Annotated in this window: 25 protein-coding genes and 1 tRNA gene; 14 read left to right on the forward strand and 12 right to left on the reverse strand. The window is 67.6% G+C overall.

Features of this window, described 5'->3' with window-relative positions; genetic code table 11:
* Nucleotides 1-37: 37 nt before the first annotated feature.
* Nucleotides 38-1621: a gamma-glutamyltransferase family protein gene (locus AC5Y2S_RS01540; RefSeq protein WP_499953361.1), complete on the forward strand. Its 1584-nt coding sequence runs from the start codon at nucleotides 38-40 to the stop codon at nucleotides 1619-1621.
* Here AC5Y2S_RS01540 and purD read toward each other — a convergent pair.
* Both purD and AC5Y2S_RS01550 read right to left on the reverse strand, forming a co-directional pair.
* Nucleotides 1618-2886 carry a phosphoribosylamine--glycine ligase gene (purD, locus tag AC5Y2S_RS01545; RefSeq protein ID WP_499953362.1) on the reverse strand — a complete coding sequence of 423 codons (1269 nt, stop codon included), beginning with the start codon at nucleotides 2884-2886 and terminating at the stop codon, nucleotides 1618-1620. The two genes, AC5Y2S_RS01540 and purD, sit on opposite strands and share 4 nt — an antisense overlap.
* A 24-nt stretch (nucleotides 2887-2910) precedes the next feature.
* Entirely contained in the window at nucleotides 2911-3285 is a 375-nt protein-coding gene (locus AC5Y2S_RS01550; RefSeq protein ID WP_499953364.1) for a MarR family winged helix-turn-helix transcriptional regulator, read from the reverse strand.
* Nucleotides 3286-3400: 115 nt separating this feature from the next.
* Between AC5Y2S_RS01550 and AC5Y2S_RS01555 the strand changes: the two genes are divergently transcribed.
* Complete coding sequence (locus tag AC5Y2S_RS01555; protein WP_499953365.1) at nucleotides 3401-4486, forward strand: aldo/keto reductase; 1086 nt, start codon at nucleotides 3401-3403, stop codon at nucleotides 4484-4486.
* A gap of 79 nt (nucleotides 4487-4565) precedes the next feature.
* On the opposite strand, the gene AC5Y2S_RS01560 is transcribed toward AC5Y2S_RS01555, so the two are convergent.
* From AC5Y2S_RS01560 to AC5Y2S_RS01575, 4 genes are read right to left on the reverse strand one after another with little or no spacing between them, the layout of a single operon-like run.
* A complete protein-coding gene (locus AC5Y2S_RS01560) occupies nucleotides 4566-5003 on the reverse strand; it encodes a carboxymuconolactone decarboxylase family protein (protein ID WP_499953367.1) in 438 nt (145 codons plus the stop codon).
* Nucleotides 5004-5861 (reverse strand): NAD(P)-dependent oxidoreductase, encoded by an 858-nt coding sequence (locus AC5Y2S_RS01565; RefSeq protein ID WP_499953368.1) that lies wholly within the window; start codon nucleotides 5859-5861, stop codon nucleotides 5004-5006. It lies immediately after the preceding gene.
* Nucleotides 5858-6607, reverse strand: a complete 750-nt coding sequence (locus AC5Y2S_RS01570; RefSeq protein ID WP_499953370.1) for an SDR family oxidoreductase — start codon at nucleotides 6605-6607, stop codon at nucleotides 5858-5860. Before AC5Y2S_RS01570 ends, AC5Y2S_RS01565 begins: the two co-directional genes overlap by 4 nt.
* A 9-nt stretch (nucleotides 6608-6616) precedes the next feature.
* Nucleotides 6617-8086 carry an aldehyde dehydrogenase gene (locus tag AC5Y2S_RS01575; RefSeq protein WP_499953371.1) on the reverse strand — a complete coding sequence of 490 codons (1470 nt, stop codon included), beginning with the start codon at nucleotides 8084-8086 and terminating at the stop codon, nucleotides 6617-6619.
* Between the two features lie 206 nt (nucleotides 8087-8292).
* Here AC5Y2S_RS01575 and AC5Y2S_RS01580 point away from each other — a divergent pair, with 206 nt between their 5' ends.
* From AC5Y2S_RS01580 to AC5Y2S_RS01620, 9 genes are all read left to right on the forward strand, one after another.
* Entirely contained in the window at nucleotides 8293-8913 is a 621-nt protein-coding gene (locus AC5Y2S_RS01580; RefSeq protein ID WP_499903713.1) for a TetR/AcrR family transcriptional regulator, read from the forward strand.
* Entirely contained in the window at nucleotides 8910-10121 is a 1212-nt protein-coding gene (locus AC5Y2S_RS01585; protein WP_499953373.1) for a cytochrome P450, read from the forward strand. Before AC5Y2S_RS01580 ends, AC5Y2S_RS01585 begins: the two co-directional genes overlap by 4 nt.
* Nucleotides 10122-10946: an SDR family oxidoreductase gene (locus tag AC5Y2S_RS01590; RefSeq protein WP_499953374.1), complete on the forward strand. Its 825-nt coding sequence runs from the start codon at nucleotides 10122-10124 to the stop codon at nucleotides 10944-10946.
* On the forward strand, nucleotides 10943-12298 hold the full coding sequence (cyp51, locus tag AC5Y2S_RS01595; RefSeq protein WP_499953376.1) for a lanosterol 14-alpha demethylase: 1356 nt from the start codon (nucleotides 10943-10945) through the stop codon (nucleotides 12296-12298). Before AC5Y2S_RS01590 ends, cyp51 begins: the two co-directional genes overlap by 4 nt.
* 12 nt (nucleotides 12299-12310) lie before the next feature.
* Nucleotides 12311-12520, forward strand: a complete 210-nt coding sequence (gene fdx, locus AC5Y2S_RS01600; protein ID WP_499903717.1) for a ferredoxin Fdx — start codon at nucleotides 12311-12313, stop codon at nucleotides 12518-12520.
* Between the two features lie 2 nt (nucleotides 12521-12522).
* Nucleotides 12523-13068 (forward strand): nuclear transport factor 2 family protein, encoded by a 546-nt coding sequence (locus AC5Y2S_RS01605; protein ID WP_499953378.1) that lies wholly within the window; start codon nucleotides 12523-12525, stop codon nucleotides 13066-13068.
* A 151-nt stretch (nucleotides 13069-13219) separates the two neighbouring features.
* Entirely contained in the window at nucleotides 13220-14347 is a 1128-nt protein-coding gene (locus AC5Y2S_RS01610) for an NDMA-dependent alcohol dehydrogenase (RefSeq protein ID WP_499953380.1), read from the forward strand.
* Nucleotides 14348-14366: 19 nt separating this feature from the next.
* The gene (locus AC5Y2S_RS01615) at nucleotides 14367-16382 is read left to right on the forward strand and encodes an oxidoreductase (protein WP_499953381.1); all 2016 of its coding nucleotides are present in this window, start codon (nucleotides 14367-14369) and stop codon (nucleotides 16380-16382) included.
* Between the two features lie 14 nt (nucleotides 16383-16396).
* Nucleotides 16397-16825 (forward strand): ketosteroid isomerase family protein, encoded by a 429-nt coding sequence (locus tag AC5Y2S_RS01620; protein ID WP_499953382.1) that lies wholly within the window; start codon nucleotides 16397-16399, stop codon nucleotides 16823-16825.
* Between the two features lie 36 nt (nucleotides 16826-16861).
* Here AC5Y2S_RS01620 and AC5Y2S_RS01625 read toward each other — a convergent pair whose 3' ends face one another.
* Nucleotides 16862-18256, reverse strand: a complete 1395-nt coding sequence (locus AC5Y2S_RS01625; protein ID WP_499954316.1) for a hypothetical protein — start codon at nucleotides 18254-18256, stop codon at nucleotides 16862-16864.
* A 152-nt stretch (nucleotides 18257-18408) separates the two neighbouring features.
* Nucleotides 18409-19044, reverse strand: coding sequence for a dihydrofolate reductase family protein (locus tag AC5Y2S_RS01630; protein ID WP_499953384.1), 636 nt, complete (start codon nucleotides 19042-19044; stop codon nucleotides 18409-18411).
* A 93-nt stretch (nucleotides 19045-19137) separates the two neighbouring features.
* Here AC5Y2S_RS01630 and AC5Y2S_RS01635 point away from each other — a divergent pair, with 93 nt between their 5' ends.
* The gene (locus tag AC5Y2S_RS01635) at nucleotides 19138-19542 is read left to right on the forward strand and encodes an HIT family protein (protein ID WP_499903723.1); all 405 of its coding nucleotides are present in this window, start codon (nucleotides 19138-19140) and stop codon (nucleotides 19540-19542) included.
* On the opposite strand, the gene AC5Y2S_RS01640 is transcribed toward AC5Y2S_RS01635, so the two are convergent.
* Both AC5Y2S_RS01640 and AC5Y2S_RS01645 read right to left on the reverse strand, forming a co-directional pair.
* Complete coding sequence (locus AC5Y2S_RS01640; RefSeq protein ID WP_499953386.1) at nucleotides 19530-20972, reverse strand: sensor histidine kinase; 1443 nt, start codon at nucleotides 20970-20972, stop codon at nucleotides 19530-19532. The two genes, AC5Y2S_RS01635 and AC5Y2S_RS01640, sit on opposite strands and share 13 nt — an antisense overlap.
* A gap of 28 nt (nucleotides 20973-21000) precedes the next feature.
* On the reverse strand, nucleotides 21001-21720 hold the full coding sequence (locus AC5Y2S_RS01645) for a response regulator transcription factor (protein WP_499903725.1): 720 nt from the start codon (nucleotides 21718-21720) through the stop codon (nucleotides 21001-21003).
* A 159-nt stretch (nucleotides 21721-21879) separates the two neighbouring features.
* Between AC5Y2S_RS01645 and AC5Y2S_RS01650 the strand changes: the two genes are divergently transcribed.
* Nucleotides 21880-22596, forward strand: coding sequence for a hypothetical protein (locus tag AC5Y2S_RS01650; protein ID WP_499953387.1), 717 nt, complete (start codon nucleotides 21880-21882; stop codon nucleotides 22594-22596).
* Between the two features lie 192 nt (nucleotides 22597-22788).
* Here the strand turns inward: AC5Y2S_RS01650 and AC5Y2S_RS01655 are convergent.
* Nucleotides 22789-22864, reverse strand: a tRNA-Thr gene (locus AC5Y2S_RS01655).
* Nucleotides 22865-23125: 261 nt separating this feature from the next.
* Here AC5Y2S_RS01655 and AC5Y2S_RS01660 point away from each other — a divergent pair.
* Nucleotides 23126-23269 carry a hypothetical protein gene (locus AC5Y2S_RS01660; RefSeq protein WP_499953389.1) on the forward strand — a complete coding sequence of 48 codons (144 nt, stop codon included), beginning with the start codon at nucleotides 23126-23128 and terminating at the stop codon, nucleotides 23267-23269.
* A 299-nt stretch (nucleotides 23270-23568) separates the two neighbouring features.
* Here the strand turns inward: AC5Y2S_RS01660 and AC5Y2S_RS01665 are convergent, their stop codons facing one another.
* Nucleotides 23569-23790, reverse strand: a complete 222-nt coding sequence (locus AC5Y2S_RS01665) for a hypothetical protein (RefSeq protein WP_499953390.1) — start codon at nucleotides 23788-23790, stop codon at nucleotides 23569-23571.
* Nucleotides 23791-23922 lie beyond the last annotated feature (132 nt).

Raw genomic sequence — 23922 nt, forward strand, 5'->3', positions numbered from 1 at the left:
TCGCGCCGAAAATCGCAGTGGCGTTAGGCTCGCGGAGGTGACCACACCCTTCGGTTGGAGCCTCCCCTACGCCTGGCCGCGAAAGCCCGTTCTGGCCGCGAACGTCGTCTGCACGTCGCAACCCCTTGCGGCCCAGGCGGGTCTGCGCATGCTCGCCGACGGCGGCAGCGCGGTGGACGCCGCGATCGCCACCGCCGTCACCCTGACGCTGGTGGAACCGGTGTCCAACGGCATCGGCTCGGACGCGTTCGCCATCGTCTGGGACGGCGAGCGCTTGCACGGGCTGAACGCATCCGGTCGTTCGCCCGCCGCCTGGACGCCGCAATACTTCGGCGGGAACGCCGTTCCGGTGGTCGGCTGGAACTCGGTGACCGTGCCGGGGGCGGTGTCGGCGTGGGCCGAGCTGCACGCCAAGTTCGGCAGGCTTCCGTTCGAGAAGCTCTTCGAGCCCGCGATCTCCTACGGCCGCGAGGGTTTTCTGGTCTCGCCGACGGTCGCGGAGCAATGGGCGGCCCAGGTGCCGCTGTTCAAGGACCAGCCCGGGTTCGCCGACGCGTTTCTGCCCGGCGGGCGGGCGCCGAAACCCGGTGAGCTGTTCAGGTTTCCCGATCACGCGGCCACGCTCGAGCGAATCGCCGCCACCAACGGCGAGGTGTTCTACCGCGGGGACATTGCCGCCGAACTCGAGGCGCACGCGTCCGCCAACGGCGGGGCGATGCGGACCGGCGACCTCGCCGCGCACCGCGCCGACTGGGTCGGCACGATCGATGCCGGCTACCGCGAATACACCGTGCACGAGATACCGCCCAACGGCCAGGGCATCGTGGCCCTCATCGCGTTGGGCATCCTGGAGCACTTCGACATGTCTTCGTTGCCGGCCGATTCCGCCGACAGCGTGCACCTGCAGATCGAAGCGGTGAAGCTGGCCTTCGCCGATGCGCAGGCTTATGTCGCCGACATCGACCACATGGAGCTGGCACCGAATCGCTTGCTGGACAAGGAATATCTGCGGGAGCGCGCGGGGTTGATCGATCGAACCCGGGCAAAGCCGGCGTCGGCCGGCACCCCGCGAGGGGGCACCGTCTATCTGACGGCCGCCGACTCCAGCGGGATGATGGTGTCGATGATCCAGTCCAACTACATGGGGTTCGGCTCGGGCGTGGTGGTGCCGGGCACCGGGGTCTCCCTGCAAAACAGGGGGGCGGATTTCGGTGTGGCGGAGGGTCATCCGAATCGGGTCGGGCCGGGCAAGCGTCCCTATCACACGATCATCCCGGGGTTCGTCACCAAGGACGGTGCCCCGGTGATGAGCTTCGGGGTGATGGGCGGCACCATGCAGCCCCAGGGCCACGTGCAGGTGATGGTGCGCATCGCCGACCACGGGCAGAATCCGCAGGCCGCGTGTGACGGCCCGCGGTTCCGGTGGGTGCAGGGCGTGCAAGTCAGCTGCGAGACGGGTTTTCCGCAGTCGACGCTGGACGAGCTGCGGCGGCGCGGACACGACCTGGTCGCCGTCGACGACTACAACCAGTTCGGCAGCTGCCAGGCGATCTGGCGCCTCGATGACGGATACCTGGCGGTGAGCGATCCCCGCCGCGACGGGCAGGTGGCGGGTTTCTAGACGCTGACCTTGCCCTCGGCGGCCGCAAGGGCGATGTCGCTGCGGAAATGGCTGCCGGGCAATCGAATCGAACTCAGGATCTCGTACGCGTTCGCCCGGGCGGCCGACAAGTCCGCGCCGGTGCCCACCACGGACAGCACCCTCCCGCCCGAGGAGACGACGGCGCCGTCGTCGCGCCGCGCGGTTCCCGCGTGCAACACCCCGTCGGCTTCGGACCCGACGACGACGTCGCCGACACGGGGGCGCCCGGGGTAGTTCTCGGCGGCCAGCACCACCGTGACCGCGGCGCCCTCGCGCCACCGCACCTCGCCGAAATCGGCGAGCGTGCCGGTGCCCGCGGCGTGCAGCAGCTGGCCGAGCGGCGACTCCAGCAGCGCCAGCACGGCCTGGGTCTCGGGATCCCCGAAGCGGCAATTGAATTCGACCACCGCGGGGCCTTTTCCGGTCATCGCCAGGCCGACGTAGAGCAATCCGGAGAACGGGCTGCCCCGCCGAACGAGTTCGGCCGCAACGGGTTCGACGATTCCGCTGACGATTTCCCGGTACACGTCCTCGGGCAGCCACGGCAGCGGCGCGTAGGCGCCCATGCCGCCGGTATTGGGTCCGCTGTCGCCGTCGCCGACGCGCTTGAAGTCCTGCGCCGGCAGCAGCGGCACCACCGTGGCGCCGTCGACGACGCAGAACAGCGACACCTCGGGCCCCTCGAGAAAGGATTCCAGCAGCACCGGGTGCCCCGACTCGAGCAGGCTTGCCGCGTGCGCGCGCGCCACATCCCGATCGGGGGTAACCACCACGCCCTTGCCGGCGGCCAGGGCGTCATCCTTCACCACCCAGGCGGGGTCACCGGAGGGCGGCCCGAACCGGTCCAGGGCGGCATCCAAACGCGCTGGGCTGTCGACGATTTCGCTGGCCGCGGTGCGGACACCGGCGGCGGCCATGACCTCCTTCGCGAACGCCTTGGAGCCCTCGATGCGGGCGGCGTCCTTGCTCGGCCCGAAGCAGACGATCCCGGCGGCGCGCACGGCGTCGGCCACCCCCAGTACCAGCGGCACCTCGGGGCCGATCACCACCAGGTCGGCGCGGACTTCACGCGCCAGGGCGACGACCTCCTCGCCCGAGGTGATGTCGACGTCGTGCTGCTCGGCGAGCCGCCCGGTCCCGGCATTGCCCGGGGCGACGGCCAGCCCCGTGACCTGCGGGTCTTCGCGAAGCGCCAGCAGCAGCGCATGCTCACGGGCACCGGAACCGATCACCAGGACGCGCACGACACGTCAGACTAGCCCAGCCGTTCAGACAATTCGCTCCAGCAGGCCTTTGAGCTCTTTTTGCTGCGCAGCACTGAGGCGCCCGAGACGCTTCTCGAACTCCGCCGACAGCAGCGCGAGGCCGTCGGCGGCGGTTTTTCGGCCGGCCGGGGTGAGCAGTAGCCGGTGGCGCCGCAGGTCGGTGGGGTCGATCTCGCGGCGTACGAATCCCGCCGCCTCAAGCCGTTTCAGGTAGACGGTCACCGTCGCCTTCGGCATGCTCAGCGTCGCCGCCAGTTCGGCCGGATAGGGATGCTCGTCGATCTCGGCGAGCAGGAACAGCTCCTTGGACTCGAGCCCGAGCGCGCAGATGTCGGCCTCGGCGCAAGAGATGACCGAAACCAGCACCCGGTAGTTCAACGACCAGATCTTGGCCGCATCGACCGCTGACATTGACTTGCCAGATCGTTCAGAGATGAACTAGTTTAGAATGGAACAAGCGCATAAGCGAACAATCTACCAGAAAGCGGTCACCATGCCTCTGGATCACTACGTGACACTCGGACGCTCCGGCTTGCGCGTCAGCCCGCTGTGCCTCGGCGCGATGACATTCGGCGAAGACCTCGGGTGGGGCACCAGTGTGGAAGAGTCCCAACAGATCATCGATCGGTACACCGAGCTCGGCGGCAACTTCATCGACACCGCCAACTTCTATACCCGGAGCCACTCGGAGAAGATCATCGGCGACCACATCGGGCGCCACCCCGCCCGCCGCGACCGCCTCGTGATCGCGACCAAATTCAGCGGCAACCTCTATCCCGGCGATCCGAACGGTGGCGGGTCGGGCCGCAAATCACTGATCAGCGCGTGCGAAAACTCGTTGCGGCGCCTGCAGACCGACTACATCGACCTGTACTGGCTGCACATCTGGGACGCGAACACTCCGATCGAGGAGACGATGGCGGCGCTCGACGACCTCGTTCGGGCCGGCAAGGTGCGCTACGTCGGCGTTTCGGATACCCCGGCGTGGAAGATCGCCGAAGCCAACCTCGTCGCCCGCTTCCGCGGTTGGTCGGCATTCGTCGGGCTGCAGGTCGAGTACTCGCTACTGGAACGGGACGTCGAACAGGAACTCGTGCCCATGGCCTCCGAATTCGGCCTTGGGATCACACCGTGGTCGCCGCTGAAGGGCGGCGTGCTCAGCGGCAAGTACACCCGCCGAAACGCCGCGCAGCACAACGCCGATCGCGGCGCGATGGTTGACAGCTTCCTCAACGAGAAGACCTACGCGCTGATCGACGAACTCGAGGTGATCGCCAAGGCGCACGACACGTCGGTCGCCAGCGTGGCGCTGGCATGGGTCAGCGCGCAGCGCGCCGTCTCATCGGTCATCATCGGGGCACGCAGGCGCTCGCAGCTCGACGACAACCTCCGCGCCGTCGACGTGAGCCTGGGTGCCGACGAATTGGCCCGGTTGGACGCCCTCACCAAGCCGCAGTTCGGGTTCCCGCACAACATGATCGACATGGCGCCGGGCATCCTCAACGGCGGCACGACAGTCAACGGTGAGTCCGGGCCGATTTCCGAATATGTGATGCCGCAAGGCGCCCGGCCCTACTGAAGTCCGTCATCACCGCGAGCAGACGCACAATCGCACGTTTCCGCCTCGGAATGTGCGATTCTGCGTCTGCCCGGCGGAGCTAGTCGGAAGCGTTGCCGGAATGCAACTTCAACGCGGCGTCCACGTTGGCCTTCTTGTCCTCGCCGGCGCCCTTAGCCGCGGCCTTCTTGCGCTTGGCCACGACCGCGTCGACCGCGCCGTTGAGCGCCGACCCCAGCGGGAACCCGAGATAGTGGGTCAGGAAGACGGCCATTTCTTTCAGTTCGGTCTCGGACAGTTCTCCGTTGAGCAGCGCGGCGTTGATCTGGATCTCGGCCAGGTCGCGATTGCCGATCGCGGTCACCGCCGTCAGCGTCATGATCCGCTTGTCGCGCATCGACAGGCCCGGTCGGGTCCAGATGCTGCCGAAGAGGTGATCGACGGTCAGGTCGAAGTACGCGTCGCCCTCGATGTTGGGCATCTCCCAGCCGTAGACCTCGTTCATCTTCTCGAGGCCCTTGCGGCGCAGTTCGTCCATTTACGTCTCTTTCTCTGTGTGTGGCACGCCGAGGCCCGCCGCCAGGTTCTCAAAGGCCAGCTGCGCCAGCGGCAGGTCGACCGCCACCGACTCGCCCAGCGCCAGCGCCAGGCTGAGGTCCTTCTCGCCGAGCCCGCGGGTGTGCAGGAATGGCTGGTACAGGAAGTTGTCGGGCTCAAGGTCGTTCATGTTCTCGCGCACCATGATCGCCCCCGGGCCGCTCGTAAGGGCATCGGTGTGGCGCACCACCCGCCCGAGCGCCTGCAGATCCAGGCCGGCCGCCTCGGCCAGTTTCATGGCCTCGCACGCCGCGGCGTACGAGGTGAACGTCAACATGTTGCGCGCCAGCTTCATTCGGGTCCCCGCGCCCGGCTCGCCGGCATGGATCACCATCGCGGCCCAGTGTTTGAACGCCGGCTTGATCCGTTCGTACACCTCGCGATCGGCTCCCACCATGGTGGCCAGCTCGCCCTTCGCGGCGGCGGCCGCGCCACCGCTGACGGGCGCGTCGACGACGTGGATGTCGCGCGGTTTCATCTCGCGGGCCAACTCGACGGCGGTGGTGTCGCTGATGGTCGAGTGGATCGCGATGACCGTTCCGGGCTTGGCGTGCGCCGCGAGTTCGCCGACGACCTCCCGCACCTGCGCATCGTCCAGCACGGTGACGTGAACGATGTCCGCGGCGGCAACGTCGGCCACGCTGTCGGCCAGGGCGGCGCCCTTCTCGGCCAGCGGAGTCATCGCGTCGGCCCGAATGTCGTAGACCGTCACCCCGCCGGGCCATTCGGTCATCTTCGTGGCCATCGGGGCGCCCATGTTGCCCAGCCCGATGTAGCCGAGCTTCGCGTGGTCGGTCATGACCGGATTATCTGTCCGCCGTCAACATTGAAGACCTGTCCGGTGATCCACGACGCCTCGTCGGACAGCAGGAACAGGCACATCCCGACGACGTCCTCGGGCGTTCCCATCCGCGACAGCGGCAGGCCCTTGACGATGTCGGCGACCATCTCCTGTGGGGTGGTGGTCCGGTTGGCCTCGGTGTCGATGGGGCCGGGCGCGATCGCGTTGATCCGGATGTTCTGGCCGCCCAGCTCGCGCGAAAGCTGTTGGGTCAGGCCGTTGATGCCGACCTTGGCCAGTGCGTAGAAGTTCGCGTAAAGCCATGCTGCGGTGGAGGACTGGTTGACGATCGCCCCGCCGCCGCGCTTGGCCATCTTCTTGTACACCGCGCGGGTGCACCACAGCGCGCCGTCGAGGTTCACGCTCATGAACTTCTTGTAGTACTCGGGGTCGACGGTGAGCAGGAAATCCAGCTTCATGCCGCCGAATATCGCGGCGTTGTTGACCAGGTAGTCGATGCCGCCGAACTCGGCCAGCGTGCGGTCGGCCATCGCCTTGGCCGATGCCGGGTCCGAAACGTCGACCGGGATGGCCAGCGCCGTTCCGCCCTCGCCCTTGATCCCGTCGGCCACCTTCTCGGCGCCCGGCAGGTTGATGTCGGCGACGACGACGGCCGCGCCCTCGCGCGCCAGCGCCTCCGCGTACGCCTGCCCGATGCCGCCACCGGATCCGGTGACGATGGCCACCTTGTTCTCGAATCGCATGCCACTCCTCTAGTTGACCGCTGTCGCGATGGTCTTGATTTCCAGGTATTCCTCGAAACCGGGCAGACCCATCTCGCGGCCGTTGCCGGACTGCTTGTAGCCGCCGAACGGCGCGTCGGCGGAGTACCAGACGCCGCCGTTGACGTTGATGGTGCCCGCCCGGATCCGGGCGGCGACCCCGGCGGCCCGGTCCGGGTCAGCGCCAAAGACCGTGCTCGACAAGCCGTATGGCGAGTCGTTGGCGATGCGCACGGCGTCGTCGTCGCCGTCGTGCGGGATGACCGTGAGCACCGGGCCGAAGATCTCCTCCCGCGCGACGCGGGCGTCGTTACCCAGGCCGGCGATCACGGTGGGCTCGATGAAGAACCCGACCTCGCGGTCCGCCGGCCGGCCGCCGCCGCACGCGAACGTCCCGCCCTCGGCGATCGCCGAGTCGAGGTAGCCCTGTATCCGGTCGCGTTGGCGCGCCGAAATCACCGGGCCGCAAATGGTTCCGGGGTCGGTGGGGTCACCCGCCTTGATGCCGCCCATCGTTGCGGCCGCGATGGAGACGGCCTCGTCGTACCGTGCCCGCGGCACCACCAGCCGAGTGGTGATCGCGCACCCCTGCCCGGCGTGCATGCACACCGAGAATCCCGCAACCCCGACGGCGCCGCCCAAGTCGGCGTCGTCGAGCACGACGAATGCCGACTTGCCGCCCAGCTCGAGGAAGACCTTCTTGATGGTCGCGGCGCCGTCGGCCATCACGCTGCGCCCGGTGGCCGTCGACCCGGTGAACGAAACCATGTCCACCCGAGGGTCTTTGGCCAATAGCGCGCCGACACCGTGATCGCTGGAGGTGACGATGTTGACGACCCCCGGCGGGAAGTCGGTGTGTTCGGCGATGAGTTCCCCCAGCACCGCCGCACACCACGGCGTGTCGGGCGCGGGCTTCAGCACCACGGTGTTTCCGGCGGCCAGGGCGGGCCCGATCTTGGCGAGGTTGATCTGGTGCGGGAAGTTCCACGGCGTGATGGCGCCGACGACACCGACGGCCTCGCGGGCAATGGTGCGCCTGGTGCGGATCCCCATCGGCGACGCCTCGCCGAGATCCTGATTCCACACGTAGGACTCGGCCGTGTCGGCCGCGAATGCCAGGTCGTTGACCGGGACCTCGAGCTGGGCGATGGCGGTGAGCATCCGCGGCGCGCCGACTTCGGCGATGGTCAGGTCGCGCAGCTCTTCGAGGTGCGCCTGCATCGCCTCCCGCAGCTGGCGCACGCACCGGACCCGCAATTCGGTGTTGCGGGACCAGTCCGTGTCGTCGAAGGCCCGCCGCGCCGCGTCGATGGCGCGGCCCATGTCGTCGGCGTCGGCGTCGGCGGCGACTCCCAGCACTTCCTCGGTCGCCGGGTTGATCGTCGGGAAAGTCCCCGCACTCCCGGGCGACAGCTTGCCGTCGATGAACAGCGCGCTCGCGCCGTCGGCCAGTAACGCCATGTCTCCCGCTCCCGCCTGATCGTGGGGCCCGCAAAGGTGAGTGGACAGTTGTCCGATATTGCCGTCTCGCACCATAGTCGCCGGGCGGTCCGGGGTGCAAGGTCCGATCTCGTCGGCGGCCGTTCACCGTCAATGGATACCGCGTTCACCTGTGTATTCACCGATGATGCTTGCTTCCACTCGCCGACATCCGATAGCGTGGACACGTGTCCAGCGATGCACTGGTTGCGATCACCTCCCAGGCCGACCGGAAGACCGGGGAACCTGTGCGCAACCGCCGCCAGGAGGAGACCTTCCGCAAGGTCCTCGCCGCCGGCATCGAAACGCTGCGGGAGAAGTCCTATGCCGACCTGACGGTGCGCGCGGTGGCCGCCCGCGCCAAGGTCGCCCCGGCCACCGCCTACACCTACTTCTCGTCGAAGAACCACTTGATCGCCGAGGTCTACCTCGACCTGGTCCGGCAAGTCCCGTACTTCACCGACGTCAACGACCCGATGCCGGTCCGGGTGGACAAGGTGCTGCGCCACCTCGCGCTCGTCGTCGCCGATGAGCCCGAGGTCGGCGCCGCATGCACCACCGCATTGCTCGGCGGCGGCACCGACCCCGCGGTGGCCGCCGCGCGGGACCGGATCGGTGCGGAGATCCACCGCCGCATCGCCACCGCGATCGGGCCCGGCGCGGACCCCAGCACCGTCTCGGCGCTCGAGATGGCGTTCTTCGGCGCATTGGTGCAGGCCGCCAGCGGCCAGTTCACCTATCACCAGATCGCCGACCGCCTCGGCTACGTCGTCGGCCTCATCCTCCCCCACCCCGGAGCAGACCAATGACCGTACAGACCGAAAAGCCGGTCTTGGATCCCTACGACTACGACTTCCACGAGGATCCGTATCCGTATTACAAGAGGCTGCGCGACGAGGCGCCGCTGTACCGCAACGAGGAACTGAATTTCTGGGCACTGTCACGACATCACGATGTGCTGCAGGGGTTCCGCAACAGCACAACGCTTTCCAACAAGTACGGAGTCTCGCTGGATCCGGCGTCGCGCGGCCCGCACGCGTCCAAGACGATGTCGTTTCTGGCAATGGACGATCCCGCCCACCTGAGGCTGCGGACGCTCGTGTCAAAGGGCTTCACGCCGAGGCGGATTCGGGAACTGGAGCCTCGCGTCACCGAAATAGCCACGCGGCACCTAGACACCATGCTGGAGAAGTCGAAGGACGGAACCGTCGACTATATCGACGAGTTCGCCGGCAAGCTGCCCATGGACGTCATCTCCGAGCTGATGGGTGTCCCCGAACCGGATCGAGCACAGGTCCGGGCCTGGGCTGACGGCGTGATGCACCGCGACGAGGGCGTCACCGACGTGCCGCCCGAGGCCGTCGAGGCCTCCATCAACCTCATCGTCTACTACCAGGGGATGGTGGCCGAGAGGCGCAAGAAGCTGACGGAGGATCTGACGTCGGCGCTGCTGGAAGCCGAGATCGACGGCGATCGCCTCACCGACGACGAGATCCTCGGGTTCATGTTCCTGATGGTGATCGCCGGCAACGAGACGACGACCAAACTCCTTGCCAACGCCGCCTTTTGGGGTCACAAGAACCCCGATCAGCTGGGCCCCGTCTATGCCGACCTGTCCCGGGTGCCGCTGTGGGTCGAGGAAACGCTGCGCTACGACACCTCCAGCCAGATCCTGGCCCGCACCGTGTCCGGGGAGCTCACCCTGTACGACACCACGATCCCGGAGGGCGACGTCCTCCTGCTGCTGCCCGGATCGGGCCACCGCGACGAGCGGGTCTTCGACAACCCCGACGACTTCGTGATCGGGCGCGAAATCGGGCCCAAGCTATTGAGTTTCGGCAGCGGCGCGCACTTCTGCCTGGGCGCCCACCTCGCCCGGATGGAGGCCAGGGTCGCACTGACCGAGTTGTTCACGCGAATCCGCGGATATGAGGTCGACGAGGCCAACGCCGTCCGCGTCCACTCCAGCAACGTCCGCGGATTCGCTCACCTACCCATGACCGTGGAGGTCCGCTGAATGCCCCGCTTTGACCCGTTGCCCGAACGTCGGCCCACGATTGTTGCGGGCGCCTCCTCCGGGATCGGGGAAGCCACCGCCATCGAGCTCGCGGCGCACGGCTTTCCGGTGGCCCTGGGCGCCCGCCGGGTGGAAAAGCTCAACGACATCGTCGGAAAGATCAACGCCGAGGGCGGCGAGGCGGTCGGATTCCACCTGGACGTCACCGATCCGAACTCGGTGAAGTCCTTTGTCGCACAGTCGGTCGACGCGCTCGGCGACATCGAGGTGCTGGTGGCCGGCGCGGGCGACACCTACTTCGGCAAGCTCGCCGAGATCACCACCGACGAATTCGAGTCACAGCTGCAAATCCACCTCGTCGGCGCAAACCGGCTGGCCGCCGCGGTGCTGCCGGGCATGCTCGACCGGCAGCGCGGCGACCTGATCTTCGTCGGCTCTGATGTGGCGCTGCGCCAGCGACCGCACATGGGCGCTTACGGCGCGGCCAAGGCCGCACTCGTCGCGATGGTCACCAACTTCCAGATGGAGCTCGAGGGCACCGGCGTGCGGGCCTCGATCGTGCACCCCGGCCCGACCAAGACGTCGATGGGCTGGAGCCTGCCGGCCGAGAAGATCGGCCCCGCACTTGAGGACTGGGCCAAGTGGGGCCAGGCCCGCCACGACTACTTCCTGCGCGCGGCGGACCTGGCACGAGCCATCAACTTCGTCGCCGAGACCCCGCGCGGTGGGTTCATCGCGAACATGGAGCTTCAGCCCGAAGCCCCGTTGGCCGACAAGAAAGATCGCCAGAAGCTCGCACTCGGCGAAGAGGGGATGCCGTCATGACAACCACCGCCACCGTGCCGCGGGTTTCCGGCGGCGAAGAAGAGCACGGTCATCTGGAGGAATTCCGCACCGACCCAATCGGTTTGATGCAACGGGTGCGAGACGAATGCGGGGACGTGGGTTGGTTCCAGCTGGCGGACAAGCATGTCATCCTGTTGTCCGGCGCGAAGGCCAACGAGTTCTTTTTCCGGTCCGCCGACGAGGACCTGGACCAGGCCGAGGCCTACCCGTTCATGACGCCGATCTTCGGCAAGGGAGTGGTGTTCGACGCCAGCCCGGAGCGGCGCAAGGAGATGCTGCACAACTCGGCGCTACGCGGCGAGCAGATGAAGGGCCACGCCGCCACCATCGAGGGCGAAGTGAAGAAGATGATCGCCGACTGGGGCGAAGAGGGCGAGATCGAGCTGCTCGACTTCTTCGCCGAGCTGACCATCTACACCTCGACGGCCTGCCTGATCGGTCTGAAGTTCCGCGAACAGCTCGACCACCGATTCGCGGAGTACTACCACGAGCTGGAACGGGGCACCGACCCACTGTGCTACGTCGACCCGTACCTCCCGATCGAGAGTTTCCAGCTCCGCGACAAGGCGCGCGTGAAACTCGTTGCGCTGGTGCAGGAAATCATGGATCAGCGAATCGCAAACCCGCCCAAGGACAAGGCCGACCGCGACATGCTCGACGTGCTGGTTTCGATCAAGGACGAGGAGGGCAACCTGCGCTTCTCGGCCGACGAGGTCACCGGGATGTTCATCTCGCTGATGTTCGCCGGGCACCACACCAGCTCTGGAACCTCCGCGTGGACCCTGATCGAGCTGATCCGCCATCCCGAGGTGTACGCCGAGGTGCTGGCCGAGCTCGAGGAGCTCTACGCCGACGGCCAGGAGGTGAGTTTCCATGCCCTGCGCCAGATCCCGAAGCTGGACAACGTGGTCAAGGAGACCCTGCGGCTGCACCCGCCGCTGATCATCTTGATGCGGGTCGCCAAGGGCGAGTTCGAGGTGGAGGGCTTCCCCATTCACAACGGCGACTATGTCGCGGCCTCGCCGGCGATTTCGAACCGGATTCCCGAGGACTTTCCCGATCCGGACGCGTTCAAGCCCGACCGCTACGACAAGCCGGAGCAGGCCGACATCGTCAACCGGTGGACCTGGATTCCGTTCGGCGCGGGGCGGCACCGCTGCGTGGGCGCCGCCTTCGCCCAGATGCAGATCAAGGCGATCTTCTCGGTTCTGTTGCGCGAGTACGAGTTCGAGATGGCGCAGCCCGCCGACAGCTACCACAACGACCACTCCAAGATGGTCGTCCAGCTCGCCCGGCCGGCCAAGGCCCGCTACCGCAAGCGCAGCGCGTAAGGAGTCAGTCCCATGGGCGGATTCAGGATCGAAGCGGATCTGGATTTGTGTCAGGGCCACGCCATGTGTGAATTGGAGGCGCCGGACTACTTCCGGGTGCCCAAGCGGGGCAAGGTCGAGATCCTCGACCCCGAACCGCCCGAAGACGCCCGCGACGACGTCGAGCGCGCGGTCGCTATGTGCCCAACGCAAGCACTATTCCTCAAAGAGAAAGAAGACTGACCATGGCGTCACACTCGCGCGAGGACCTCGAGACATGGGTCGATCGCTGGCTGCAGGTCAACAGGGACTGCGAAAAGGCCGGCGACTGGCGGCCGCTGGCGGACTTCTACGCCAAGGACGCGACCTACGGCTGGAACATCGGTCCCAAAGAGGACGTGATGTGCGTCGGCGTCGACGAGATCCGCGACATTGCGCTCGGCCTGGAGATGGAGGGCCTGGAGAACTGGGTCTACGAGTACCAGAAGGTGCTCATCGACGAGAAGCAGGGCGAGATCGTCGGCTTCTGGAAGCAGATCGTCAACAAGACCGACGGCACCCAGGACGAGATCTACGGCATCGGCGGCAGCTGGTTCCGCCTCAACGGCGAACAGCTCATCGAGTGGCAGCGCGACTTCTTCGACTTCGGTCACGTCGCGAAGATGTTCGCGACCCTGATCGAGTCCGGCGATCTGTCCACCGGCATGCAGAAACGGATCGAGCGCAGCCTGGCCGGCGAGAGGCTGCCCGGCTACTACCCGCTCGGCGAGGCTCCGGTACCCATCTGGTGACCGCCCGACCGGTTGGTGGTACCCCTTGTCGACAGCCCGGTGACGCAGGTCATAATGGTCTGCGAATGAGAACACGTTCTAACTTGCCGTCCGGTACCGGTCGGTCCCTTTCACCGATACTCGGGTCAGGGCATGCTGATGGAGGTCCTTCATGAAAACAAAAGGCGCGCTGATCTGGGAATTCAACCAGCCGTGGTCCATCGAGGAAATCGAGATCGGCGACCCGCAGGCGCATGAGGTCAAGATCCAGATGGAAGCCGCCGGCATGTGCCATTCGGATCACCATCTAGTTACCGGCGGCATCCCGATGGCGGGTTTCCCGGTGCTGGGCGGCCACGAGGGCGCCGGCATCGTCACCGAGGTCGGCCCCGGCGTGGAAGACATCGCCCCGGGCGACCACGTGGTGCTGTCGTTCATCCCGTCCTGCGGGTCCTGCCCGACGTGTCAGGCCGGCATGCGCAACCTGTGTGACCTCGGGGCCGGGCTGCTCGGCGGTGCCGCGGTATCCGACGGCACCTTCCGCATCCAGGCCCGCGGCCAGAACGTCTTCCCCATGACGCTGCTGGGCACCTTCTCGCCGTACATGGTCGTGCACCGCAGCTCCGTGGTGAAGATCGACCCGTCGGTCCCGTTTGAGGTCGCAGCCCTGGTCGGCTGCGGCGTCACCACCGGCTACGGTTCGGCGGTCCGCACCGCCGACATCCGGCCGGGCCAGGACGTCGCCATCGTCGGCGTCGGCGGCGTGGGCATGGCGGCGCTGCAGGGCGCCGTCAACGCGGGCGCGCGCTACATCTTCGCGATCGACCCGGTGGAGTGGAAGCGCGATCAGGCGCTGAAGTTCGGCGCCACCCACGTCTACCCCGACATCAACGCCGCGCTGGCGGGCATGGCCGAAGTCACCTACGGCCTGATGGCCCACAAGGTGGTCGTGACGGTGGGCGAGCTGCACGGCGCCGACGTCGACGCCTACCTGAACATCACCCAAAAGGGCGGCACCTGCGTGCTGACCGCGATCGGTAGCCTGCTGGACACCAACGTGAACCTGAACCTGGCGATGCTCACCCTGATGCAGAAGAACCTGCAGGGCACCATCTTCGGCGGCGGCAACCCCCAATACGACATCCCGCAGCTGCTGTCGATGTACAAGGCCGGCAAGCTCAACCTGGACGACATGATCACCCGCCAATACAAGCTCGAGCAGATCAACGACGGCTACCAGGACATGCTGGAAGGCAAGAACATTCGCGGCGTCATCCGCTACACGGACGCCGATCGGTAAGCCCACCGCAGAATCGCCGGTGAGCACCGGCTTCCCACACCTGTTGGCGCCGGGACGAATCGGCGCCATGGTGATGCGCAACCGGGTGGTCATGTCTCCCATGGAGACGATGTACGGCACCCCGGACGGGCTGCCGTCACAGCGCACCCGCGACTACTTCGCCGCGCGCGCCAAGGGCGGGGTCGGCCTGATCACGTTGGGCGCCACCGGGGTCGACCACCAGCACCCCGAGACGCCCGGGGGCCTGCACCTGGCGACCGACGACGCCGTCGCGGCGCACCGGGCGTTGGTCGAGGTGGTGCACGAACACGGCGCCAAGATCCAGCCCCAGATCGTGCACGCCGGGCCCGACGGGCTGGGGCCGGAGATCTTCGGTGTCACCTCGTTGGGCCCCTCGGTGATCCCCTCCTACCTCACCGGGCGGCCATCGGCCGAGATCAGCAAGCGGCAGCTTTGCGAGGTGTTCGATCTGTTCAAGGCCGCGGCGCGCCGCGCCGTAGAGGCCGGTTATGACGGCATCGAGTTGCACGCCGCGCACGGCTACATGCTGCTGGGGTCTTTCCTTGCCCCACAACGCAACCGGCGCACCGACGACTACCGGGGCGACTCGGCGCGCGGCCGGGTGCGGGTGGTGCTGGAGGCACTGGCCGCGATCCGCTCGGAGGTCGGCGACGCACTGCCGATCACGCTGCGCATCTCCGGCTACGAGCGGGTCGCGGGAGGGCGGCCGATCTACGAAACCGCGCGGCTGGCCACCGAACTCGTCGCCGCCGGCGTGAGCGCGTTCCACGTCAGCGGCGGCGTGATCGACCGGCTCGTCACCGGGATGGTCAACGGCGCCGACGACGGCGACGAGCTCAACGTGGGCGCCGCGGCCGCGGTCAAGCAGGTGGTCGACGTGCCGGTGATCGCCGTGGGCCGCATCCACGACCCGGTGCGGGCCGAACGCATCCTGGCCGAGGGCCGCGCCGATTTCATCGCGATGGGCCGTCCACTGCTGGCCGACCCCGACCTGCCCGGCAAGCTGCGATCCGGCCGGACGAATCGCATCCGCAAGTGCATCTCGTGCGAAAACTGCATCGACGCAATGGAACAACGCTTCTCCGTCGACTGCGCCGTCAATCCCCGCACCGGCAAGGAGCGGGAGCTGGCCGCGCCGCGCGCCGACCGCGCCAAGCGCGTGGTGGTGATCGGCGGCGGGCCGGCCGGCCTGGAGGCCGCCCGCGTGGCCGCCGAACGCGGCCACCGCGTCACGCTCTTCGAGCGCGCCGGCCAACTCGGCGGGGCATTGCGCTGGGCATCGGTGCTGCATCCGGAGAATCAGCCGTTCCTGCGATACCTGCGCGACGAGATCAAGGCGAGCACCGTCAAAGTCCGGTTGGGACGAAGCGTTTCCGCCGGCGAGGTGGCCGCGCAAACTCCCGACGCCGTGGTGGTGGCCACCGGCGGCCACGTCGCGGTGCCAACCATTCCGGGCGCCGGACTGCCGCACGTGCACACCGGGCCCGGGTTGCGCGAGTTGCTCGATGGCCGGCTGTTCGCCGGCCGGCGACAGCGGCTGGTGCACCCCGCGGCGTTCCGTCTGGCGAGCCGCGCGTGGATGCCGTTGGGCCGGCGGGTGACCATCATCGGCGGCGACCTGGTCGCCCTCGAACTCGCCGAGTTCCTCGCCGCCCGCGGCAGGTTGGTGTCAATTCTCGAGGCGGGCAAGGACATCGCCCCCGAGGTGGGCAACAAACGCAAGACCGAGCACATGGATCGCCTCGACCGGCTCGGCGTCACCGTGCACGTCCGCGCGGCCGTCGAACGGATCACGACGCAGGCCGTGGTGTTTGCGCCCGCCGGCGGCGCCACCCGGCAGCTGGCCGCCGACAGCGTGGTCGTCGCCGGGACGGTCGAGCCCGACACCGCCCTGTTCGACACCCTGGTCGCCGCCCTGCCCGGCGCCGAGGTGCACGCCGCCGGCGACTGCACCGGCCTCGGCCTCATCCGCAAAGCCACCGAGGAAGGCGCACGCGCCGCGTGCGCAATCTAGAGAAGGAGAACAGCATGACCGAAACCGCGCAATCTCAGGCCTCCCCGGCTCTGGCCGCATCGCAATCCTCGTGGCGCTGCGTGCAAGCCCACGACCGGGAGGGCTGGCTGGCGCTGATGGCCGACGACGTCGTCGTCGAGGATCCGATCGGCAAGTCGGTCACCAACCCCGACGGCGAAGGCGTCAAGGGCAAGGAGGGTGTCGCGGCCTTCTACGACAACAACATCGCGGCCAACCAGCTGACCATCACCTGCGAGGAGACTTTCCCGTCGAGTTCGCCCGACGAGATCGCCCATATCCTGGTGCTGCACAGCAAGTTCGAGGGCGGGTTCACCAGCACGGTGCGCGGGGTGTTCACCTACAAGGTCAACGGCGCGGGCCTGATCAGCAACATGCGCGGCTACTGGAACCTCGACATGATGAAGTTTGGCAAGGAGGACTGAGCCGAATCCGAGCCGCCGAGTGTCGACCAACGCCACTCACCCGATGCGCCCCAGCCCGGTGAGGTTGCCCTGCATGGCCTTGCCGTCCATCAGCACCATCGTCGGGGTCTGCAGCGGATCGCTGAGGATCGTGAGCGACTTCGGCTGCTGCCAGAGCAGCGCCCCCCTGCCCGCGTCGACCACACCATAGGCGAACAGGTCGAGCGGCGTGGTCTGGTCGCACCCGATCCGCGTGATGGTGTAGAGCAGGCCGTCCGCGATCGACAAGTGCGGTAGCGCCGCGCTGCGAACCTTGTTCTCCCACACCGTATGACAGCCGGGGTTGTCGACGTCGACCCGGGTCATGCCGCCGGCAAACGGCGCCGTCGGCGGAACGGCCGGGGGCGCTCCCGCAGGGACCGCCGGGTAGGGGTAGCCGTAGGTGCTCGACACGAACACCGAATTGCCGACCCCGATCGGCGCGTTCTCGCTGCCCGGGCCGCCCAGCGTCAAAACCGGTTGCTGGCAGATCAATTGGCCGGTGCCGGACTGGTAGACCAGCGCGTGCACCTGGGGGCTGGCGTTGTCGACGATGGTCAGGTAGTCGGCTCCGCTGGTGGGGCCGAAGTACACCGGGGTGGAGCCCGTCCCCCAGCTCAGCTGGCCGGGCTTGCGGGCCGGGCCGCGGTCATACGCTGCGCGCCAAAGGATTTGCGGGTTTCCCGCTATGTCGAGGTTTAGTTCGTAGACCGCGAAGGTGGTGGCCACCGCGACGCGCCCGCTGGGCGCCGACGAGATGCTGTTCGCCACCTGCTCGCCGGCGGGCAGCTGCACGGTGGCGACGCCGCCGCCCGGCTTCGATACGCCCACAACGCCGTTGCCGGTGGCGAACCAGACGTTGCCCGCATAGTCGGGGACCAGGCCCACCGAGTTGTCGCCGGCGGGTATCGCGCCGGACAGGTCGGTGGACTCGGTGACGACCAGCTTCCAGCAGCCCAGCGCCGCGTCCTTGACGTGGGCGATGCGCAACAGGTGGTTGGTGCCGTCGATCATCACCACCTGGTTGTTGTTGTCGAGGTATGCGTAGACGCCGCCGAGCAGGCCCCCCTTGGCGACGTGCAGCTTGGCCAACGGGACGAAGACAGGGACCCAGCCACCCGGATCGATCAGGACGACCATCGGGGTCTGGCCGATGTCGGTGGTGCACAGCGCCAACACCAGCCCGTCGGTGCCCTGCATGATCGTCGGGCACGCCGCCAGCAGCGGGTAGCCGAAGATAGGGACAAGGTGGGCGCCCGGGCCGGGAATCGGTCCGGCGTCGGATGATTCGGAGTCGTTGTGCAGCGACGCGAGCCCCAGCGGAGCCATGAACGGGTTGGGCGGCGCCAACGGCCCGAACGCGGCGGCCGCCCGCACGGACGGCGCCACGCCGAAGGCGAGGGCCGGGGCCATGGCGACGGCGCAAGCGGCCAGCAATGCCACGGGAAACCGCACAGAGGTCTCCTCCCGTGAATTGCGTACAGTGATTTTCCCGACGCTGCGGAACGAAATAGCAACGGTGCGCTAACGATTCGGCTTCGAGACGGCGTGGCAGACGCGGTTGCCTAGCGCCGGGTAAAGCTCAGATGCGTGACCCCGCTGGGGCCGGTCACCGCCTCCACCGCGAACCGTTGCTCGAGGCCCTCCAGTCCCTGCCACAACGGCTCTCCGCGCCCCAGGATGATGGGCACCACCGCGACGTGCAGCTGGTCGACGAGGTCCGCGGCAAGGAATTGGCGGATTGTCGACGGCCCCCCACCGAGGCGAATGTCGAGTCCACCGGCGGCTTTTCGGGCGATCTCGAGGGATTCCGCAGGGCCCGCGTCGATGAAGTGGAAGGTGGTGCCTCCGTCCATCTCGATCGGCGGCCGGGGGTGGTGGGTAAGCACGAAGACCGGTGTGTGAAACGGCGGTTCGGCGCCCCACCAGCCCTGCCATCCGTCGCCGGCGTCCCATGGCTCGAACTTGTTGCGCCCCATGATTTCGGCGCCGATCCCGGGCGCCCAAGCGCGCGCCATGGCGTCGTCGATGCCCGTCGTCCCGCCCGGCTCGCCGTGCATCGCGCGGAAGGTGTGGGTGGCGAAGAACCACTCGTGCAGCCGGCCGCCGGCGTGCCCGAACGGCGCGTCCGCGCGTTGTCCGATCCCAGTGCCGAAACCGTCGAGGGACACCGAGAAATTGTGCACGCGCACCTGTGACATGGCGGGACTCCTTTGGGGTCGTGGGTCGTCGCAGGGTTGACCGTCCGCACCCGCGAAACTCATCGGTCGATCGGCGTACCTATGCTGGGGGCCATGGCGTCGATCTTCACCAAGATCATCAACCGTGAACTCCCCGGCCGTTTCGTCTACGAGGACGACGACATCGTCGCGTTCCTGACGATCGAGCCCATGACGCAGGGCCACACCCTGGTGGTGCCCCGGGCCGAGATCGATCAGTGGCAGGACGTCGACGGTGCGGTGTTCTCCCGTGTCATGGCGGTGAGCCAGCTGATCGGCAGGGCCCTGTGCAAGGCGTTCAGGGTCGAGCGTGCCGGGATGATCATCGCCGGGCTGGAGGTCCCCCATTTGCACGTCCACGTCTTCCCCACCCGCAGCCTGAGCGACTTCGGTTTCGCCAACGTGGACCGCAACCCGTCAGCGGAATCCCTCGATGCGGCCCAAGCCAAGATCAAGGCGGCGCTGGCTCAGCTGGCGTGAGCCGGCTCCGGCGCCGATACGTCGCTGACGCGGGGCAGCGTGACGCGGAAGCAACACCCCTCGCCGGGTGAGGTCGTCACCGTGACGTCGCCGCCGTGCGCGCGCACCAACGAGTCGACGATCGACAACCCAAGGCCCGTGCCACCGCTGGCCCGCGCCCGCGACGAGTCGGTGCGGTAGAACCGCTCGAAAACCCGCGACGCGTCCTGCTGATTCATGCCCGGACCCTCGTCGGCCACTTCGAGCACCGCGTTGTGGCCCGCGGTGCCGACGCGAACGGTGACGTCGGCGCTGGGCGGGGTGTGCTGCAGGGCGTTGGCCACGAGGTTGCTCAGCACCTGGCGAATGCGGGGCTCATCTCCGAGCACCTCCGGGGTGCCGGGCCCGTCCAGGACCTCCATGGTGATGGCGCGCTTGGGATCGATCGCCTGCGCGTCGTGCACGGCGTCGCTGGCCAGCGCCAGCAGATCGACGCGGTTGTGCTCCAGCGGTCGCTGCACGTCCAGGCGGGCCAGCAGCAGCAGGTCGTCGACCAGCAGGCCCATCCGGCTGGCCTCGCTTTCGATGCGCGACAACAGCATGGACACATCACGCGCGGCGCCCTGGCGATACAGTTCCGCGAAGCCGCGGATGGTGGTCAGCGGCGTGCGCAGCTCGTGGCTGGCGTCGGTGATGAAACGCCGCATCCGTTCCTCGGAACCGCGGGCCTTCTCGGCCGACGACTCCGATGAGGCCATCGCTTGCTGGATCTGGGTGAGCATTCCGTTGAGCGCCAACGAAAGTCGCCCCACCTCGGTTCGGGGATCGCGTTCCGGGACGCGGCGATCCAGCTGGCCCGCGGCGATGTCGGCGGCGGTGTGCTCGACCTCGGTCAGTGGCCGCAGGCTGCGGTGCACCACCGCGAAGCTGGCGATCCCGACGACGGCCAGCACCGCCACCCCGATGCCGATCTGCAGCCAGACCAGAGAGCTCAGCGTGTGCTGCACGTCGGACAGGTCGACCGCGACCGTCGTCAGGCCGTGCGGCCCGCGCACCGACACCGCACGCCATTGGATGTCCGAGCCGTTGACCGAGGGCAGCGTCGTCGGATTGGGGCCCACGTCGTTGTCGGGCGGCAGCGCCGGTTCGGCGTTGCGGTCGTTGATGGCGGTGAACGGGGTCCCGTCGGTGCCGATGCCGCGCACGTAGAACTTCGACGGCGGCCGCCCGGGGTCGGGACCTTCGTAGGGTGGTGGCGACTGCCGCCGGGGGGCCTGCGCCCAGCTGCGGGACGCGTCGAGCAGGTTCTGGTCGATCCGGCTGATGAGGCTGTGCCGCAGGATCGAGGTGACGGCCAGACCGGAGACGGCCAGACCGCAGGCCACCAGGAGCAGGGTGGCGGCCACCAGCCCCACCCGCAGAGGCAATCCGCGTCGAATCTTGTCGGGCATGCCCATCTTCCTCGCTACCGCTCGCCGCTCAGCGCGGCTCCCGCAGCACGTAGCCCACGCCGCGCAGGGTGTGCAGCAGCCGCTTCTCCCCCGTGTCGATCTTGCGGCGCAGGTACGACACGTAGGACTCGACGACGTTCACGTCGCCGCCGAAGTCGTAGCGCCAGACGTGGTCGAGGATCTTCGGCTTGCTCAGCACGGTGCCCGCGTTGATGACGAAGTAGCGCAGCAGGGTGAACTCGGTGGGCGACAGCGACACCGGTTCGCCGGCTTTCCACACCTCGTGGGTCTCCTCGTCGAGTTCGATATCGGCGAAACTCAGGCGGGCGTTGCGCGGTTCGGCCCCGCCCTTGCCGGCGCGCCGCAGGATGACCCGCAGCCGGGCGACAACCTCCTCGAGGCTGAACGGCTTCGTCACGTAGTCGTCGCCGCCCAGGGTCAGGCCCGCGATCTTGTCCTGCAGGGAGTCGCGGGCGGTCAAGAACAGCGCCGGGGCGTCGATGCCGTCCGCGCGCAGCCGCCGCAGCACCCCGAAGCCGTCCATGCCCGGCATCATCACGTCGAGGATCACCGCGTCGGGTCGCGCGTCACGCGCGCGATCCAGGGCCTGCGCGCCGTTGGTCGCGGTGTATACCTCGAACCCCTGGAACTTGAGGCTGACGGAGAGCAGTTCGACGATGTTGGCCTCGTCGTCGATCACGAGGACGCGAGCTTCCGGTTTGGATCCGCTTGGGCTGGGCGCTGTCATGAGGTCACGTCTGTCCTTTGTTTGAACGTTGCCTTTCCGATTATTGTGTGATTCCTGAAAGCTCGATGCCAGTCGTCTGCTAACAGGCTGCAAAGAATCATCGTATGAGCTTGGAACGGCTGGGGGCGCGCAGGGGTCTCACGAATAGACTCTGGAGGCATGAACTTCGCCAAGGGAATCGTGTCGCTTGCGACGGCCCCCGCGCGGGTTGGGCTGGCCGCGGCCGATGCGGGCTTGAACGTCGCCACCGCGGCGGTGGGGGTGGCGAAGCGCGCGCTGGGCGACGTCGGGGACTCCGGGACCAACGCGATGGCTTCGATGCTCGGAATCGACGAGGCGATCGTGCGCGCCAACCGACTGGCCCGACTACTGGACGAGGATGCGCCGCTGGGACGCGCCGTGGCGACGGACGGGCCGCTGGACCGCCTGCTGCGACCCGGTGGGGTGGTCGACATGCTGACGTCGGAGGGCGGCGTGCTGGACCGGCTGACCGCCGAGGGCGGGGCGCTGCAGCGCGCGCTGCAGCCCGGCGGGCTGGCCGATCAGTTGCTCGACGAAGATGGGTTGGTCGAGCGGGTGCTGTCCGAGGACGGCCTCGCGGACCGGCTGCTCGCCGAGGGTGGGCTGATCGACAAGCTGACCGCCAGGAACGGTCCGCTGGAACAGCTCGCCGACGTCGCCGACACCCTGGCCCGGCTGACCCCGGGGATGGAGGCGCTGGAGCCGGCGATCGCCACCCTGCAGGACGCCGTCATCGGGCTCACCATGGTGGTCAACCCACTCAGCAACATCGCCGACCGGATTCCGCTGCCCGGCCGGCGGCGTCCGTCGTCGCGGCCGGTGCGCTCAACGCGCATCATCGAGAGCGACGAGTAACCCTTAGGCTGGCACCCTGGTTTACCCGGCCTCCCAGTGTCGAGCCAGGACTCCAAGAGCAAGCGTCGACGGTGCGACTGTTGGCATGCATTGGTGCAGAACACCTTTAGTCGACGGCCTTCGAGAACGACTCCGCACCCGAGACGACTCATTGACATAAGACGACGCTATCGGTCAGTGCCGACACAAGAATGGAGCCGCGTGAGAGACTCGAACTCTCGACATCCGCTTTACAAGAGCGACGCTCTACCAACTGAGCTAACGCGGCCGGGGCCGGCTCGATGAGCCATGCCGATTCTACGACGAGGTGATGCCGTCGGAACTCCGCACCGACTCAAGCCGGCCGAGGTGCGAGCCAGCACGGTCGTGTCGTTCGGTTGCGCCGAGGTGGCGGCCCGGCGAATCGTCAACCTCAACGACAGCGCGCGCCGACCAGAGGCGGTTGGGGCATTGGCAGAGTCACTGGCATTTATGGTTGAGCGTGCCCCTTAGGCGTGTCGACGAATTGAAGCCCGGAGACAGGATCCGCATGAAGATCGGGCACGCCACCGTCGTCGCGACCGAACCCCTCGAAGACGACCGGACTCTGCTCACCTTCCTCTACGGGACGCAGGGCACTGCGGACAACTCACTCACCGTAGATGTGTTGGACGAGGACGAGTGGGGTTGGTAGACCGAAGCATTTCGTGACGCGGTGATCAAGACTTCTTCGACGGAATGACGATCACGACGATCAGCGTCAGGATCGAGAAGAACAGTCCGAGAATGCCCCAGACGATCGCGCTGCGACCCTTCATGCCGGCGATCACGGCGCACACGATGGCGGCGATGATGCTTCCGATCGCGACGAAGATGCCTTTGATCCCCCTGAGGATGATGCCCGCGGCCTCGGGCTATTGTGCCGCCGCAAGGACGATGCTGTGCAACATGATGCCTCCTTCGTGAACGACACAGTCCGGGCGTGCGCCGATCTCATCGCATACATACCCAAACCGCCCAGCAACCAAGCCGGCCGTCAGCGATCCGAGATCGTCTCCTGCGAGCGGCGCTTCCCGGCAGCAAGCTGATGCCGGCGAGCCCGGCCAGCAACGGCTGAACGACGCGGTCGCGCATGTCCACCGGCACCGCACCCAGAAGGTCGGTGCCGTGCAATGCCTCGAGCCCGGTGGCCGTCACGTAGATCAGACCGACCACCCCCGCGACCGCACTCGCGGCCCGATACGGATATGCGGGCGCTCGTCGACACGCTGGCGACGATCTGGGAACGGGTGCTCAATCCTTAGGCCGGCGTGAAAACCCACCGGAGTAGTCCGGCCGGCAGCGGGT

The organism is Mycobacterium sp. NGS69 (assembly GCF_059812165.1).

Coding starts and splice junctions, on each gene's coding strand:
- AC5Y2S_RS01555 (WP_499953365.1), top strand. CDS start 3,401: ATGCCTCTGGATCACTACGTGACACTCGGACGCTCCGGCTTGCGCGTC.
- AC5Y2S_RS01560 (WP_499953367.1), bottom strand. CDS start 5,003: ATGGACGAACTGCGCCGCAAGGGCCTCGAGAAGATGAACGAGGTCTAC.
- AC5Y2S_RS01565 (WP_499953368.1), bottom strand. CDS start 5,861: ATGACCGACCACGCGAAGCTCGGCTACATCGGGCTGGGCAACATGGGC.
- AC5Y2S_RS01570 (WP_499953370.1), bottom strand. CDS start 6,607: ATGCGATTCGAGAACAAGGTGGCCATCGTCACCGGATCCGGTGGCGGC.
- AC5Y2S_RS01575 (WP_499953371.1), bottom strand. CDS start 8,086: ATGGCGTTACTGGCCGACGGCGCGAGCGCGCTGTTCATCGACGGCAAG.
- AC5Y2S_RS01585 (WP_499953373.1), top strand. CDS start 8,910: ATGACCGTACAGACCGAAAAGCCGGTCTTGGATCCCTACGACTACGAC.
- AC5Y2S_RS01590 (WP_499953374.1), top strand. CDS start 10,122: ATGCCCCGCTTTGACCCGTTGCCCGAACGTCGGCCCACGATTGTTGCG.
- cyp51 (WP_499953376.1), top strand. CDS start 10,943: ATGACAACCACCGCCACCGTGCCGCGGGTTTCCGGCGGCGAAGAAGAG.
- fdx (WP_499903717.1), top strand. CDS start 12,311: ATGGGCGGATTCAGGATCGAAGCGGATCTGGATTTGTGTCAGGGCCAC.
- AC5Y2S_RS01605 (WP_499953378.1), top strand. CDS start 12,523: ATGGCGTCACACTCGCGCGAGGACCTCGAGACATGGGTCGATCGCTGG.
- AC5Y2S_RS01610 (WP_499953380.1), top strand. CDS start 13,220: ATGAAAACAAAAGGCGCGCTGATCTGGGAATTCAACCAGCCGTGGTCC.
- AC5Y2S_RS01620 (WP_499953382.1), top strand. CDS start 16,397: ATGACCGAAACCGCGCAATCTCAGGCCTCCCCGGCTCTGGCCGCATCG.
- AC5Y2S_RS01625 (WP_499954316.1), bottom strand. CDS start 18,256: ATGGCCCCGGCCCTCGCCTTCGGCGTGGCGCCGTCCGTGCGGGCGGCC.
- AC5Y2S_RS01630 (WP_499953384.1), bottom strand. CDS start 19,044: ATGTCACAGGTGCGCGTGCACAATTTCTCGGTGTCCCTCGACGGTTTC.
- AC5Y2S_RS01635 (WP_499903723.1), top strand. CDS start 19,138: ATGGCGTCGATCTTCACCAAGATCATCAACCGTGAACTCCCCGGCCGT.
- AC5Y2S_RS01640 (WP_499953386.1), bottom strand. CDS start 20,972: ATGCCCGACAAGATTCGACGCGGATTGCCTCTGCGGGTGGGGCTGGTG.
- AC5Y2S_RS01645 (WP_499903725.1), bottom strand. CDS start 21,720: ATGACAGCGCCCAGCCCAAGCGGATCCAAACCGGAAGCTCGCGTCCTC.
- AC5Y2S_RS01650 (WP_499953387.1), top strand. CDS start 21,880: ATGAACTTCGCCAAGGGAATCGTGTCGCTTGCGACGGCCCCCGCGCGG.
- AC5Y2S_RS01660 (WP_499953389.1), top strand. CDS start 23,126: ATGAAGATCGGGCACGCCACCGTCGTCGCGACCGAACCCCTCGAAGAC.